The 13,995-nt window shown below is 65.7% G+C and carries 12 protein-coding genes; 10 read left to right on the top strand and 2 right to left on the bottom strand.

Going from position 1 to position 13,995, the window contains the following annotated elements; translation table 11 throughout:
* The first annotated feature begins 80 nt into the window (after positions 1-80).
* The 4 genes from GU920_RS03455 (at position 81) to GU920_RS03440 (ending at position 4,214) form a co-directional block, all read left to right on the top strand.
* On the top strand, positions 81-1,148 hold the full coding sequence (locus tag GU920_RS03455; RefSeq protein ID WP_161765560.1) for an ABC transporter substrate-binding protein: 1,068 nt from the start codon (positions 81-83) through the stop codon (positions 1,146-1,148).
* Positions 1,149-1,265: 117 nt separating this feature from the next.
* Positions 1,266-2,210, top strand: a complete 945-nt coding sequence (locus GU920_RS03450; RefSeq protein ID WP_161765559.1) for a Bug family tripartite tricarboxylate transporter substrate binding protein — start codon at positions 1,266-1,268, stop codon at positions 2,208-2,210.
* Positions 2,207-2,695 (top strand): tripartite tricarboxylate transporter TctB family protein, encoded by a 489-nt coding sequence (locus GU920_RS03445; RefSeq protein WP_161765558.1) that lies wholly within the window; start codon positions 2,207-2,209, stop codon positions 2,693-2,695. The genes GU920_RS03450 and GU920_RS03445 overlap by 4 nt, the downstream gene beginning before the upstream one ends.
* 1 nt (position 2,696) lies before the next feature.
* Positions 2,697-4,214 carry a tripartite tricarboxylate transporter permease gene (locus tag GU920_RS03440; protein WP_161765557.1) on the top strand — a complete coding sequence of 506 codons (1,518 nt, stop codon included), beginning with the start codon at positions 2,697-2,699 and terminating at the stop codon, positions 4,212-4,214.
* A 512-nt stretch (positions 4,215-4,726) separates the two neighbouring features.
* On the opposite strand, the gene GU920_RS03435 is transcribed toward GU920_RS03440, so the two are convergent.
* Complete coding sequence (locus tag GU920_RS03435; RefSeq protein WP_161765556.1) at positions 4,727-6,730, bottom strand: hypothetical protein; 2,004 nt, start codon at positions 6,728-6,730, stop codon at positions 4,727-4,729.
* A 103-nt stretch (positions 6,731-6,833) separates the two neighbouring features.
* Here GU920_RS03435 and GU920_RS03430 point away from each other — a divergent pair, with 103 nt between their 5' ends.
* Both GU920_RS03430 and GU920_RS03425 read left to right on the top strand, forming a co-directional pair.
* Positions 6,834-7,130, top strand: coding sequence for a hypothetical protein (locus GU920_RS03430; RefSeq protein ID WP_235933036.1), 297 nt, complete (start codon positions 6,834-6,836; stop codon positions 7,128-7,130).
* Between the two features lie 497 nt (positions 7,131-7,627).
* Entirely contained in the window at positions 7,628-8,320 is a 693-nt protein-coding gene (locus GU920_RS03425; protein WP_161765554.1) for a sugar transferase, read from the top strand.
* 18 nt (positions 8,321-8,338) lie between these two features.
* Here the strand turns inward: GU920_RS03425 and GU920_RS03420 are convergent, their stop codons facing one another.
* The gene (locus GU920_RS03420; protein WP_161765553.1) at positions 8,339-8,560 is read right to left on the bottom strand and encodes a hypothetical protein; all 222 of its coding nucleotides are present in this window, start codon (positions 8,558-8,560) and stop codon (positions 8,339-8,341) included.
* Between the two features lie 629 nt (positions 8,561-9,189).
* Here GU920_RS03420 and GU920_RS03415 point away from each other — a divergent pair.
* From GU920_RS03415 to GU920_RS03400, 4 genes are read left to right on the top strand one after another with little or no spacing between them, the layout of a single operon-like run.
* On the top strand, positions 9,190-10,296 hold the full coding sequence (locus tag GU920_RS03415; protein ID WP_235933034.1) for an ExeA family protein: 1,107 nt from the start codon (positions 9,190-9,192) through the stop codon (positions 10,294-10,296).
* A gap of 5 nt (positions 10,297-10,301) precedes the next feature.
* Positions 10,302-11,846 (top strand): GumC family protein, encoded by a 1,545-nt coding sequence (locus GU920_RS03410; protein ID WP_161765552.1) that lies wholly within the window; start codon positions 10,302-10,304, stop codon positions 11,844-11,846.
* A 9-nt stretch (positions 11,847-11,855) separates the two neighbouring features.
* Positions 11,856-12,686, top strand: a complete 831-nt coding sequence (locus GU920_RS03405; protein ID WP_161765551.1) for a CpsD/CapB family tyrosine-protein kinase — start codon at positions 11,856-11,858, stop codon at positions 12,684-12,686.
* Positions 12,673-13,995: a glycosyltransferase gene (locus GU920_RS03400; RefSeq protein ID WP_161765550.1), complete on the top strand. Its 1,323-nt coding sequence runs from the start codon at positions 12,673-12,675 to the stop codon at positions 13,993-13,995. The genes GU920_RS03405 and GU920_RS03400 overlap by 14 nt, the downstream gene beginning before the upstream one ends.

The following is a 13,995-nucleotide window of genomic DNA, read 5'->3' as shown; positions in this document are numbered from 1 at the left end:
CCCGTCACCCGGAACTGGGCCGCAGACTAGGGCCGAACAGCGCCGTTGTGAACCGCTCTGCCTTGGGGCAAGCTGCGGGGATGCGGGGGGGTGTTCTGTTTCTTGTGGGGTTAATCGGCGCGGCGTGGCCTGCGCTGGGCGAGGTGTTCCTGTTCGATGCCCCTTCTGGCAGGACCGGGCAGGAACTGACGGTCTACTCCACGCTGGATGAAAGCCTTGCCGCACCGATGATCGCGGCCTTTCAGGAAAACTATCCCGACGTCGCCGTGCGTTACGAGGATCTGCTGACCGGCGAGATCCGCGACCGCGTGCGCGCCGAAACGGACGGGCCGGGCGTGACGGCGGATTTCGTGTTCTCGTCGGGCATGGACCTGCAGATGAGCCTTGCCAATGACGGCTATGCACAGGCTGCGCGCCCGCCTGCGGCGCGCGACTGGCCGGATTGGGCGCAGTGGCAGGACACGGCCTATGCGCTGACCTTCGAGCCTGCGGTGCTGGTCTATCACCGCCCCAGCTTTCCCGACGGCCCGCCGCAATCGCGGCTGGCGCTGATGGATTGGCTGCGCGCCCAGCCTGCGGCATCGGGCGGTGCGGTGGGGACCTATGACATCACGCGGTCGGCGCTGGGATACCTGTTTCTGGCGCGGGATGAGGAACTGTTCGGCGATATCTGGGCGCTGATCCGGGCGATGACGCGGGCGGGGCTGGAGGTGTTTCCCACCAGTCAGGACATCATCGACAGGGTGGCCGATGGGCGCCTGAAGCTGGGCTACAACATCCTTGGGTCCTATGCCGCCGATCAGGCGCGGCAGCGGCCCGAGATCGGCCTGGTCCTGCTGAAGGATTACACGGTGGTCGTCTCGCGCGTCGCGCTGGTGCCGCGGGCGGCGCGCAATCCCGAACTGGGCGAGGCCTTCCTCGGCTTTCTGATGAGCCGGGAAGGGCAGGAGGTGCTGGCGCGCAAGCTGCGCCTTCCGGCAGTGTCGCTGGAGGTGGCGGATGCCAACAGCGCCCGGATGATGCAGGCGATTCTCGGCCCGCAATTGCAGCCTGTGGGGGTCAGCCCCGGCCTTCTGGTCTATCTGGACCAGTCCAAGCGCAGGCGGCTTTTGCAGCGCTGGGCCGAAGAAACGCTTGGGGCAGAGTAGGGGACATGTCAGGTTGATGACAGGTTCCTGTGTTTGAGTGCGCCATCGGAAGCACGAGGAGGTGACTTCCGGGAACAGTTTCCCCGGCCGAATGCCGGGATTTGGGAGGAGATCAAGATGAAACACGCCCTGTACGGCGCGATGTTCGCCGCTGCGCTGGCCGTTCCGGCCTTCGCCAATGACTACAGCATCATGGCCCCGGCAAGCCCCGGTGGCGGTTGGGATTCCACCGCGCGCACGATGCAAGAGGTGATGCAGGCCGAAGGCATTTCGTCCAGCGTTCAGGTGACGAACGTCCCCGGCGCGGGCGGCACCGTGGGGCTGGCCCAGTTCGTGGCCAGCTCATCGGGTGATCCGTCGCAGCTGATCGTGGGCGGCTATGTGATGGTGGGCGCGATCCTGACCAATGCCTCGCCCGTGTCGCTGGCCGATGTCACGCCCATCGCGCGGCTGACGGGCGAAGCGGTGGCGATCGTGGTGCCTGCCGCGTCGCCCATTCAGGACATCAAGGGTCTGGTCGATGCGATGGCCGCCGATCCCGGCGCCGTGAGCTGGGCCGGTGGTTCGGCGGGCGGTGTGGACCACATCACCGTGGGCCTTCTGGCCAAGGCGGCGGGTGTGGACCCGACCAAGATCAACTATGTCGCCTTCTCGGGCGGTGGCGAGGCGACGGCGGCGATCCTGGGCAATCAGGTGACGGCGGGCATTTCGGGCCTTGGCGAGTTCCTGCCGCAGGTTGAGGCGGGCACGATGCGCCTTCTGGCCGTGTCGTCGGATGCGCGGCTTGAAGGCGTGGATGCGCCGACGCTGACGGAAGCGGGCTATGACGTGGTGGTGCAGAACTGGCGGATGGTCGCCGCCGCGCCCGGCCTGAGCGACGAGCAGAAGGCGCAGGTTACGGCTGATATCGAAAAGCTGGCGAAATCCGAAGGTTGGCAGAAGGCGCTGGCCGACAAGGGCTGGGCTGACACCTACCTCGCCGGGGCCGATTTCGAGGCGCAGCTGGCCAAGGAGATCGAGGCCACGACCGCGATCCTCAAGGACATCGGTCTGGTTCAATGACACCGCAAGGTGATACCGGACGCCGCCCCGATGGGGCGGCGTTTGCCATCGCGGCCTTCCTGATCGCCATCGGTGCTCTGATGCTGTGGGACGGATCGCGCATCCCGTCCAAGGCAGGCTATTCCGGCGTGGGCGCGGGGGATGTGCCGCGGCTGATCGGCGGGGCGCTGGTCCTTTTGGGGATTGCGACGGGCATCGAGGGATGGCGCAGGCCGGGGCCTGCGCGACCCAAGCAGCAACCCGTGCCGCTTCTGTGGCTTTTGGGCGGGATGGTGGTGATGGTGGCCACGATCCACACCATCGGTTTCGTGCTGGGCGCGACGATTCTGTTCACCTGCGCGGCGGCGGCCTTTGGCGAGCGGCGGTTTGTGCGGGCGATCCTGTCCGGCATCGGGCTGGGGATGTTCATCTATCTGGTTTTCGACGTCTTGCTGCAGCTGAACCTGCCGGCGGGGCCGATTGAAATGCTGATCTTCGGGCGCTGAGATGGATACGTTTTCCTTTCTTCTGCAAGGCCTTGCCACGGCGTTCGAGCCGATGATGCTGCTTTACGCCCTGATCGGCGTGACGCTGGGCACGGCGGTGGGTGTGCTGCCCGGGATCGGGCCTGCGCTGACGGTGGCGCTTCTGCTGCCCGTGACCTATGGGCTGGATGCGGCCGGGTCGCTGATCATGTTCGCGGGCATCTACTATGGCGGGATGTATGGCGGATCGACGACATCCATCCTGTTGAACACGCCCGGAGAAAGCGCGTCGGTGATCACCGCGCTGGAAGGCAACAAGATGGCCCGCGCCGGGCGGGGCGGGCCAGCGCTGGCCACTGCTGCCATCGGGTCTTTCGTGGCGGGGTTGCTGGCCACGCTGATGCTGGCTTTCCTTGCGCCGCATGTCGTGAAGCTGGCGCTGATCTTTGGCCCGCGCGAGTATTTCGCGCTGATGGTGCTGGCCTTTGTCACCGTTTCCGCCGCTTTCGGGGAAAGCGCGCTGCGGGGATTGGTGTCGCTTTTCATAGGCTTGGCTCTGGCGATGGTGGGGATCGACCAGTTGACCGGGCAGACGCGGCTGGCCTTTGGCGTGCCGCAACTGCTGGACGGGATCGAGGTCACGACGCTGGCCGTTGCGATGTTCGCGCTGGGCGAGGCCCTGTTCGTGGCGGCGCAGGGGCCGGATAACGATAGCGGCATCCTTGCCATCAAGGGCCGGGTGCGGATGACGGCGCAGGATTGGGCGCGGTCGTGGAAGGCGTGGTTGCGCGGGACGGCGATCGGATTTCCCATCGGGTCGATGCCGGCCGGGGGGGCGGATATCGCATCGTTCCTGTCTTATGCGACCGAGCGGAACATGACCAAGCACCCGGAAGAATTCGGGAAAGGCGCGATTGAGGGCGTCGCGGGGCCGGAGGCGGCGAACAACGCCGCCGCCGCCGGGACGCTGGTGCCGCTGCTGACGCTGGGCCTGCCGACGACGGCGACGGCGGCGATCATGCTGGCGGGTTTCCAGCAGTTCGGCTTGCAGCCGGGGCCGCTGCTGTTTGCGACCGCACCGCAGCTTGTCTGGGGGCTGATTGCCAGCCTGCTGGTGGCTAACGTCATGCTTTTGGTGCTGAATCTACCGCTGATCCGGTTCTGGATCCTGCTTCTGAAGATTCCGCAGCCGTGGCTTTATGGCGGGATCCTGGTCTTTGCGACCCTTGGCACGCTGGGGGTGAACCCGTCGCCGGTGGAGTTGATGATGCTCGTCCTGTTCGGGACGATGGGCTATCTGATGCGGCTGTTCAATTACCCTATCGCGCCGGTTGTGGTGGGCCTGATCCTTGGGCCGATGGCAGAGCAGCAGTTGCGGCGGGCGCTGTCGATTTCGCAGGGAGACTGGACCACGCTGGTGCAATCGCCGGTGGCGGCGGTGCTGCTGCTGTTGGCGCTGGCGGCGCTGGTGGTGCCGATGATCCTGCGGGCGCGGGGGCGTGGCGATGCGCTGTCGCAGATCGGGACGGCAGAGGACTGAGGCGGCATCCGGGCGACCCCGGCGCGCGGCGGATTAATCCGCCGCGTTTTCAGGGGGATGGCCGGTGCCGCATGTGCAGGATCGGGTGCAGCAACGCGTGCAGACAGGCGTATGCACCGGACAGGCGGATCCGGGCCTATTCGCCGCGTTAAGGTTAACGTGGTGTGAAGCGGCGGGAGCGCCGCGGTGGACCGGTTGTTCGAGACTTTTGGGGTGCGACCTCGGGGTGGGACGGTCGGTTGGGATGGCGGGGCGTGACTGTCGGTCGAGATGGCGGTCCGTGATGGCGGTCCGTGATGGTGGATCGTTACGGTGGGCAGTGATAGCGGCTCGTCATGCTTGGCCGTGACGGCAGGGCCTATCGGAGGCCTGCGTCATGGATATGCGGTCTGGCCGCAGGTCACGGTGCCATCAGTGACCGCAAGGGGATCGCGCGCCTGGGCCTGCCCGCCGGGATGGGGGGCGGGGCGTTCCCGCGCCGCTGTCCAGAGGACCCGCCCGCGGCGTGCTGATCAGTCGAGCGGCAGGGTGGTGCCATCGCCAAAGGCGATCTCTTCGACATGGACGAGATAGGTATCCACCCCCTGCCCGGTGACGCGGTGGCCCGGCCCTTCGGCGGTGATGGTGTAGCGGTCTGCGGCAGCGGACAGGGTGAAGCGGTCCTTGCCTTCGCCGCCATTGATGCCGTCGCGCCCGATGCTGGCGGGGAAGGTGTCATCGCCGCCCAGTCCTGCGAGGAAATCCTCTTCCGCCGTGCCGGTCATGGTTTCCGCGGCTTCGGTCCCGTTTGCGGTGCGGCCCTGCAGGTATTGCGGCCCCCCGCCTTCGCCCCACCATGAGCCGCCCTCGGCCTGTCGCGCGGCGATCACGCGGGCGCGGGGCACGTCATCTTCGGGGAAAGCGAGGAGGCCCCAGGATCCGTAGCGCGACGGGGCGGAGGTTTCGGTAAACTGCATGAACGGGCCTTGGCCCACCGCTTTCCAGCCATCGAACAGTTCGCCGTAGAGGGCACCCATTTCGGGGCTGCGGATGAATTCGCGCACATATGCGCCCAGTTCATCGGCCACTTCCTCGGTCAGGCCATCGACGGCGAAGCTGTGATGCATGTGCTGCCCGCCTTCGTAGGCGACGAGGCGCAGACCAAAGCTTTCTGCCTGCGCCCGGTGTTCCGCCACCGTTGCCATGCGCATCGGGATCGAATCTTTGAGCACGGTGCCCGTCGTGCTTTGTTCGAACATCCAGGCATAGGTGCCTTCGACACCACCCCGGATGCGCGCCAGAAGCTGATCGCGGGCGTCGGGTTCACCCATGAAGCTGCCGCCGAAATAGGCTGTCACGGCCAGTTCTTCGAATACGGTGGTCGGATCGACATAGGTTTCGGGTTCGCGCTGCTTCCAGCCCGGGGCGATGAGTTGTTGTTCGCTGAGCCAGAGATAGGCGATCTGCGTGCCGAGGATGTTCACCACTCGGCTGGAGGCTTCGTCGCCGAACACCTCTTCCCAGATCAGCGCCTGTTCGGTCGCCACTTTGGTATGATAGCTGAAGATGGCCACCCAATCTTCGGCGATGTCTTCGCCCCAGGCGGCGATGGCCTGATCGCGCATCCAGTGGAACTGATCGAACGCCCCGTTCCACAGTTCGTTGGACAGTTCGACATGCGCCTTGAGCCGGGGATCGAGATTGTCGCGCACATAGGTGGCGAAGGCGCGGGTGTATTCGGCATCGGCGGTGTGCGGCATGGTGAACCACGGATCGGTGCCGGTTTCGTTGGCAAGGCGGACCATCACCTCGACCGGCGCGCCCTTGGCGTTCCAGCTGGTTTCGGACGGGCGGGGACGGGTTGCCCAGCTGACCTGGGGGGCGTTGTTGGTCTGCATCCAATCGAGGAAGCGCAGTTCCCGCGCATCGGAGATGAGGGCGAGCCAGTCGGGATCGAACATGGCCCCGGCTTCGGCCAGCGCGAGGCGATCGGCGCGCACGATAGAGATGTCGCGGATATGGTTGCCGCTGTCGATGGCGGTAATGTCGAGCCAGAAGCCCGTGCCGCTTGCATTCTCGAATACGATGCGGCCCGGCGTGGCGGTGATGACCCGCGCCGCCCCATGCAGGGACAGGGTGCCGCGCCCCTGATAGGTGAGGACATAGAGGCCTGCGCGCCCTTCGGCGCCGTACTCTTCGCTCCAGCCCCAGATGGTGCGCAGGCCGCGCATCCCCTGCGGGATGCGGGTGGGGTAGCCGTTTTCATCCAAGGCGCCGACAGCGGCGAGGGCTTCGTTGCCGATCGTGGACCAGTCATCGCCGCTGAAACCCCAGAAGGGGCGCATGTTCCGCGCGATGTCGATCAGGGGCCGCGAGGTATCCCAATCGGACAGGCCTGCGAGGCCCCATGACACCACCGGATCATCCACGCCGAGGGCAGGGGTGGAGGGTTCTTCCTGCGCGAGGGCGGGCCAGGCGGTGGCGGCGGCGGCCAGCAGCGCCGTTACGACATGAATGGATCGGAAACGAGGCGGCATGAATTGACCCTGTGCCATGGTAATCTTGGTTAACCACGTTGTAGCCGATTTCCCGCCGTCAGGTCGAATCTGACATGGGCGGATGTTCTTGTCCTTTTCTGACATGCCGAAAATGGTGGGGATGACTGCGGCACCGGCCTGTGCCGCGGCCTTTTGGCAAAGGGAAAAGCGTGGTTTCCAGAGGGAGAAATGGCCGTCACAAATTTCAACCATAGGGAGAGTTGCCGTCTGGGCTTGCAGTTTTTCAATCTTCGGCGGGCAGTTGCCGATCTGGCTGCGGGAGGGGCAGATGTTGTTGGCAAGCCGAATTCCGCCGCGATGGGCGGGGTTTTTGCGCGAATCAATCAGCAAGGTTCCGCTAACCGTTGGTTACTGCCGCATTGATGCAAACAACCTATGAGTGAAATCCATCGGAAGTCGCGTCAAAGTTCTGCCCGATTTCTGTCCAGTTTCGCAGGTGCAAAATCCGGGTCTGTTGCCGCAATGGCAACGATCCACGCGCAAATCGTTGAATTATCTGGGAGACCGGCGGGCAATCAGGGCGAAACTATGGCCGTAAGGCGGCAAGATATAAACTTTCGTTTAGACCCACGCCCAAATTAAGATAGGTTAACAGTGGGGGCAATGAACGGGCCGGAAAAATGGTCCGACACTGCAAAGTAGGAATGACATGCTGCACAAGGGTATTTTTCTCGACCGCGTGACCGAGCTGCCTGGTCTGGTCGATCTTCTGCGCCGCAGGGCGCGGCAACGGATCGTGAGTACTGGCTGAGGGCCCTTTCCCGCTGGACCTGTGCCGCAGGCGCAAGGGTCCAGAGCCTGAACCGAGATGGTGCTGACGGCTGGATGGCCGCCACTGCCATTCGCCAAAACGACCCGCTGCTGGAGGCTCTGACAATGAGCACGAGAATTCACGATGGACTGACCGATTTTGACCGGTCAAAGGCGGCCAATTCCGCGGCTTGGACCAAGCGTCGGGGCTTTGGTCTGTACCGCAACGCAGGCAAGCGGGTGTTGGACATCCTGCTGGTGATTGTCGTGCTGCCCTTCGTGCTGCCGCTGGTGGGCATGTTGGCGCTGTTGGTGGCGCGGGACGGACATTCGCCCTTCTACAAGCAGGAACGGGTCGGCCGGGATGGCCGGGTGTTCAAGCTGTGGAAACTGCGGACGATGGTGCCGGATGCCAAGGCGCATCTGGAGGCCTATCTGGCCGAAAATGAGACGGCGCGTCAGGAGTGGGATGCCTATCAGAAGCTGACCTGCGATCCGCGGATCACGGTGATCGGGCATGTGCTGCGCAAGTCGTCGCTGGACGAGCTGCCGCAGCTGTGGAACGTTCTCAAGGGCGACATGAGCCTGGTGGGGCCGCGCCCGATGATGACCGAACAGCGCGCGCTGTATCCGGGCAATGCCTACTTTTCGCTGCGGCCGGGTCTGACGGGGCTGTGGCAGGTGTCGGATCGCAACGAAAGCACCTTTGCCCAGCGTGCGGATTTCGACGCCGAATATGAGCAGAAGCTGTCGCTGTTCACCGATGTGAAGGTGATGTTCGCGACCGTTGGTGTGGTGCTGCGCTGCACGGGCCACTGAGGCCGTGCAGGCGCGGCGTCAGCGGCGCGCGGTGGCCGAAGCGGGCGCGAGCGAGGCCGGATAGGCGGATGCGCCACCTTTGCCGCGCAGGCTGACGATCGTCGCGATCACGGCGAGCGTGACCATCCCGCAGAAGGCGTAGGCGAGGAAGGCAGCCCAGAACGGCATCGACAGCGCAAGGGCGACAACACCGGCCACGGCGCCCGAGATCATGGAAATGATCAAGAGACCTGCCATCATGTGTTGGTTCCCCCTTTGGCCCGCCATCACTGCCTATTTCAGTAGAGTAACCTTTGCGTCGATTCGTGGCAAAAATAGGGCGCAACAAAGGCCGTGACAGGCGGGATTCAGCCGGAAACGCGCAGGTTGTTGCAATCATTTGAAAACTTCGCCGCCTCCGCGCCGGGCGTTGGGGGTTGGGCGGGACAGGGCGCCACGGGGGGCTACTGGGCGGCAGCCTGTCGGAACCGGGGTCGCGGGTGCCGCAGCACGCCCGCCGACGTGGCAGCGCCCCGATTTGTCCTTTGCCAGCCATGGGATTGACGACGTGGCGCCGCAATCACCGCTATGAATGCAACGCACTTGTTCAGAAATATGAACGATAACTGGAAGAACTGTTAACCAATGTTGAGAATGCGGTGCCAGCGTCGATTCGTTCGGGCCTGTCCTGCGCCAGGGGCGCGGGACGGCACCGGGCGTGGCTGGCATCGGAGCAAGGGGAACGGGATGGATCCAGTGACGTGCCACCCTGCCCAGACGCAAGGGAAGGACTGGCCCGGGACATCCGGTTTGCCACTGGACCTGGCATGGCCTGCGGGCAGAGACGGGCATGGCGCCCCGGGGTGGGACCTGCCATGAGGAAAGAGCGGATGTGGAGTGTCATTCCCGGCCTGAGCCGATTTGTCGGCCGGGGGCGTAGCGCGCGCGCCGGCACGGAGCCGGAGCGTGATCCGCTGCGCATCGAGCCGGTGTCGCCGCGCGGCATCCCGGATGACGCCCTGCCGCCGATGCCGGTGATCGGATCGCGCCGCAAGCCCCGCGTCGCGGCGGCGGGGGCTGCGCTGCCTGCGCCCAATGCGCCCGCTTTGCCCGCGCTGCCGAATGCAGGCGAGAGCCGGACGGTGCTGGCGGCCCTTGATATCTATACCGAGTTCTTCGGCCTGACCGCGCAGCCCTTTTCCCTGACGCCGGATCCGGATTTCCTGTTCTGGTCGCCCGCCCACAAGCGCGCCTATGCGATGCTGGAATATGGCGTGATGACCCATGCCCCGATCACGCTGATTACGGGCGAGGTGGGGGCCGGCAAGACGACGCTTTTGCAGCACATGCTGCGGTCGCTGGTGCCGGAGGTGCGGGTCGGGCTGATTTCCAACCCCATCGGCACGCGCGAGGAGTTGCTGCGCTGGGTGCTGATGTCGCTGGAACTGCCCGCCGTGCCGGAAGATACCTATGTCGATCTCTTCTCGCGGTTCCAGACCCATGTGCTGGACGAATATGCGCAGGGGCGGCGGGTCATCCTGATCTTCGACGAGGCACAGAACCTTGACCGGGCCGCGCTGGAAGAGTTGCGGATGTTCACCAACATCAACACAGGCCGGGATGTCCTGTTGCAACTGGTGCTGGTGGGACAGCCCGAGTTGCGCGACATCGTGGCCCGGCGCGACATGCGCCAGTTCGCGCAGCGGGTGGCGGCGCTGTTCCATCTGCCCGCGATGGACCTGCCGACGATGCGCGACTACATCCAGCACCGGCTTGCGGTGGCAGGGCGCACGCGGCGCCTGTTCACGGCAGAGGCCATCGTCCTGATCCATCAAAAGACCGGGGGCGTCCCGCGCATGGTCAACCGGCTGTGCGATCTGGCGCTGGTCTATGCCTTTACCGCCGGGCGCAAGCTGGTGGATCCCAAGATAATCCAAGACGTGCTGGATGACGGGGCCTTCTTCCCCGTTGAGCCCGAGCCTGCGAAAAGTGAGTAAGCCCGATGAACTTTGACCCGCGGTTCTATCTGACCCTTCTGGTCCGCCGATTGCCGCTTGTCGTGCTGATCTTTCTGGTCACGACGATGGCGGGCGTGTTCATGGCCTATACCCTGCCGCCGGTCTATCGCGCCGAGGCGCGGCTTTTGGTGGAAAGCCCGCAAATCCCCGACGAACTGGCGGCATCCACGGTGCGCACGACGCCGACCGAGGTGCTGTTGGGCATCCAGCAGCGCATCCTGAGCACGACGAACATGCTGGATCTGGCCGCGCAGTTCGACATCTATGCCGATGCGCCGGAGTTGCCGGAAGGGGCGCGGGTGGCGGACATGCGCAGTCGCATCACGATGGCGACGCCCTCCATTGACCAGCGGACGGGGGTGTTGACGGTGTCTTTCAGCGCGCCGGATCCGGGCCTGTCCTCGTCGGTGACCAATGCGCTGGTGGATCAGATCCTGCGGCAGAATGTCGAGCTGCGGACCGATGCCTCGGGCGGGACGCTGGAATTCTTTGAGCAGGAGGTGAAGCGGCTCAGCTCCGAGATTGCGGCGCAGAATGCGCGGATCCTTGAATTCGAGCAGGCCAACCGCAACGCGCTGCCGGAAAGCCTTGAATTCCGGCGCAGTCGTCAGGCGGCGCAGCAGGAGCAGTTGCTGCAGGTGAACCGCGAACTGGCCGGGCTGCGGGATCGCCGTCAGCGGTTGCAGGATCTTTATGAACGGACCGGGCGGATCGGACCGTCCGGGACGGACCTGACGCCCGAACAGCAGCGGCTTGAGGCGCTGCGCCAGGAACTGGCCTCGGCACTGGTGATCTATGCGCCCGAGAACCCGCGCGTGCGCGCGTTGCAGACCCAGGTGGAGGCGCTGGAGCAATCGGTGCGGGAACAGTTGGGCACCGGCACGGGTGACGGGGCGCTGAGCACCTTTGAATTGCAGGTGGCCGATATCGACGGGCAGATCGCCTTTATGGCCGATCAGAAGCGGATGCTGGAGGAGGAACTGGCGCGGATCGCGGAGTCGATCGAGCAGACGCCGGAGAATGCGATTGTCCTGGGCGAATTGGAGAGCGATTTCGTCAATCTCAGGGTGCAGTACGACCAGGCGGTGCAGAGCCTTGCCGACGCGCGGATGGGGGATCGCATCGAGGTGACGGCGCGCGGGCAGCGGATCGTTGTTGTCGATCCGGCGATCCCGCCGGTCGAGCCGTCGGAGCCGAACCGCAAGCTGATCGTGGCGGCTGGGTTCGGGGCCGGGCTTTTGTTGACGATGCTGATGCTGTTCCTGACCGATGTGCTGAACCGCACCGTGCGGCGCCCGGTGGAACTGGTGTCATCGCTGGGGATCACGCCCTTTGGCACGATCCCCTATATCGCGACCGAGGAAGAGGTGCGGCGGCAGCGGTTCCGGTCCATCGGGATGGGGGTGGCCGGGCTGATCTGCCTGCCGCTGCTGCTATATGCCTTCACCGTGTACCTGTCATCGCGGGAGGAGCCTGTCGCCTCTGCCGCTGCGCCGGGCGAGGCGCAACCCGTCCAGCCCGAGAATTGAGGGAAAGCCATGGAGCGTATCCAGACCGCCATCGCCAAAGGGCGTGCCGCACGGCAGGGAAACCTGCAGGGGAACGCCCTGACGGTTCCGCAGTCCAAGCCGCCGGCCCCGCAGGATACCGGCGTGATCGCGGCATGGTCGGCCTTGCCCGTGGCGGTGATCGACGAGCGCCACTTTGAGGCGGCGCGCATCGTGGCCCATCAACCCGGCGCCCATGCCAACCCCTATGACCTGATGCGCACGACGCTGATGCGGCATCTGCGGGAACAGGGGTGGTCGCGCGTGGCCATCACGTCGCCGGGCGGGGCCTGCGGCAAGACGACGACCTGCGTCAACCTGGCCTTCAGCCTGGCGCGGCAGTCGGAATTGCGGGTGATGGTGATCGAGTTGGACCTGCGCCGCCCGGCGATGATGAAGACGCTGGGGCTGGAGGGCGGCGCGCGGATGGCGGCCGTCCTGGCCGGGACTGAGCCGCCGGAGCGCGGGCTGGTGCGGTTCGGGCCGAACCTTGCCTTCGGGACCAGCGCCTCGGCGGTGGCCAATACGGCGGAGCTTCTGTCATCGACGCAGGCGGCGGCGGCCGTGGACATGATCGAGGAGCGCTACAAGCCGGATGTGATCCTGTTCGACATGCCGCCGATGCTGGTGATCGACGACACGATGGCGTTCCTGGATCAGGTGGACTGCGCGCTGATGGTGGCGGCGAGCGAGCAGACGACGGTGGATGAGATCGACCGTGCGGGCAAGGAACTGGCGGATCAGACCACGGTGCTGGGCGTGGTGCTGAACAAGTGCCGCTATCTGAACGCGCAGGACGGGTATGGGTATGACGGCTATTGAGACCGCCGCCACGGCGGGGGGGCGGGTGGCCGGTGGCCCCCGCGATGGGGCAGGGGCGGTGGTGGATCATCGGCCGGCGACGCTGCTTCTGTATATCTCTGTCCCTGTCTATCGGCGGGGGGATGTTCTGCTGCTGGAGGATCAGGCCTGCAACGGCCTGCGGCTGTGGGCGGAGAATTTCGAACGGCTGATCGTGATCGTGCCGGTCGCGCCGGGAGAGCCGCCCGCATCCTGGGTGCCGATGGCCGCGGCCGTGGGCGCGGCGATGGAGCGGATCGAGATCGTGACCGTGCCGGAGGCCTATCGCCCGGACCGCTTTCTGCGCGCCTTGCCGGGTGTGCTGCCGCGCCTGCGTGATGCGATCGGACGGGCGGATTACCTGGGCTTTGCGATCGGGGGGCTGTTCGGGGATTGGGGCAGCGTGGGGGCCTATCTGGCGCATCGGCGCGGGCTGCCCTTCTATGTCTGGACGGACCGCGTGGAATCCGAAGTGGTCCGCGTGGCGGCGCGGTCGGGGCCGTGGAAGCGGCGGGTGCAGGCGGCCTTGACGCATCGTCCGATGGCGTGGCTGGAGCGCTATCTGATCCGCCGCGCCGATCTGGGCCTGTTCCACGGGCGCGAGACCTATGAGACCTATGCGCCCTGGTCGCGCAATCCGCAGGTGGTTCACGACATCCATATCCGCAAGGCCGATCACATCGCGCCCGACATGCTGGAGGCGAAGATCGCGGGCCTGCGGTCCGGCGCGTTGCGCCTTTGCTATATGGGGCGGGCCGATCAGATGAAGGGGCCGCATGACTGGATCGCGGTGCTGGAGCGGCTGGCGCAGGCGGGTGTGGATTTCGAGGCCACATGGCTGGGCGAGGGGACCGAGCTTGAGGCGATGCGGGCCCGCGTCGCGGCGGGGCCGCTGGCGGGACGGGTGAAGCTGCCCGGCTTCGTGCGGGACCGGGCGCTGGTGGCGGGCGAGGTGCGCGCGGCGCATCTGATGATGTTCTGCCACAAGACGCCGGAAAGCCCGCGCTGCCTGATCGAGGCGCTGACCAGTGGGACGCCCATTGTCGGCTATGACAGCGCCTTTCCGCGGGACCTGATCGCCGCCCATGGCGGCGGGCGGCTGGTGCCGCGCGACGATGTGGCGGCGCTGGCGCAGGCTGTGGCGGGTCTGGCGCAGGATCGCGGCGCGCTGGCGGCGCTGGTCGCGCGCGCGGCCGAGGACGGGGCGCAGTTCGATGATGTGACCGTGTTCCACCATCGGTCGGAACTGATCCGCGCCCATCTGCCGCGCGCCCGTCAGACAGGAGTTTGA

Origin of the sequence: Paragemmobacter ruber (assembly GCF_009908315.1) — a bacterium.
GTDB lineage: Bacteria > Pseudomonadota > Alphaproteobacteria > Rhodobacterales > Rhodobacteraceae > Paragemmobacter > Paragemmobacter ruber.
This window is presented reverse-complemented; position numbering and strand designations above follow the sequence as displayed.

What these genes read in the sequence shown, in the direction of transcription:
- GU920_RS03455 (WP_161765560.1), top strand. Translation starts at nt 81, where the DNA reads ATGCGGGGGGGTGTTCTGTTTCTTGTGGGGTTAATCGGCGCGGCGTGG.
- GU920_RS03450 (WP_161765559.1), top strand. Translation starts at nt 1,266, where the DNA reads ATGAAACACGCCCTGTACGGCGCGATGTTCGCCGCTGCGCTGGCCGTT.
- GU920_RS03445 (WP_161765558.1), top strand. Translation starts at nt 2,207, where the DNA reads ATGACACCGCAAGGTGATACCGGACGCCGCCCCGATGGGGCGGCGTTT.
- GU920_RS03440 (WP_161765557.1), top strand. Translation starts at nt 2,697, where the DNA reads ATGGATACGTTTTCCTTTCTTCTGCAAGGCCTTGCCACGGCGTTCGAG.
- GU920_RS03435 (WP_161765556.1), bottom strand. Translation starts at nt 6,730, where the DNA reads ATGCCGCCTCGTTTCCGATCCATTCATGTCGTAACGGCGCTGCTGGCC.
- GU920_RS03430 (WP_235933036.1), top strand. Translation starts at nt 6,834, where the DNA reads ATGCCGAAAATGGTGGGGATGACTGCGGCACCGGCCTGTGCCGCGGCC.
- GU920_RS03425 (WP_161765554.1), top strand. Translation starts at nt 7,628, where the DNA reads ATGAGCACGAGAATTCACGATGGACTGACCGATTTTGACCGGTCAAAG.
- GU920_RS03420 (WP_161765553.1), bottom strand. Translation starts at nt 8,560, where the DNA reads ATGATGGCAGGTCTCTTGATCATTTCCATGATCTCGGGCGCCGTGGCC.
- GU920_RS03415 (WP_235933034.1), top strand. Translation starts at nt 9,190, where the DNA reads ATGTGGAGTGTCATTCCCGGCCTGAGCCGATTTGTCGGCCGGGGGCGT.
- GU920_RS03410 (WP_161765552.1), top strand. Translation starts at nt 10,302, where the DNA reads ATGAACTTTGACCCGCGGTTCTATCTGACCCTTCTGGTCCGCCGATTG.
- GU920_RS03405 (WP_161765551.1), top strand. Translation starts at nt 11,856, where the DNA reads ATGGAGCGTATCCAGACCGCCATCGCCAAAGGGCGTGCCGCACGGCAG.
- GU920_RS03400 (WP_161765550.1), top strand. Translation starts at nt 12,673, where the DNA reads ATGACGGCTATTGAGACCGCCGCCACGGCGGGGGGGCGGGTGGCCGGT.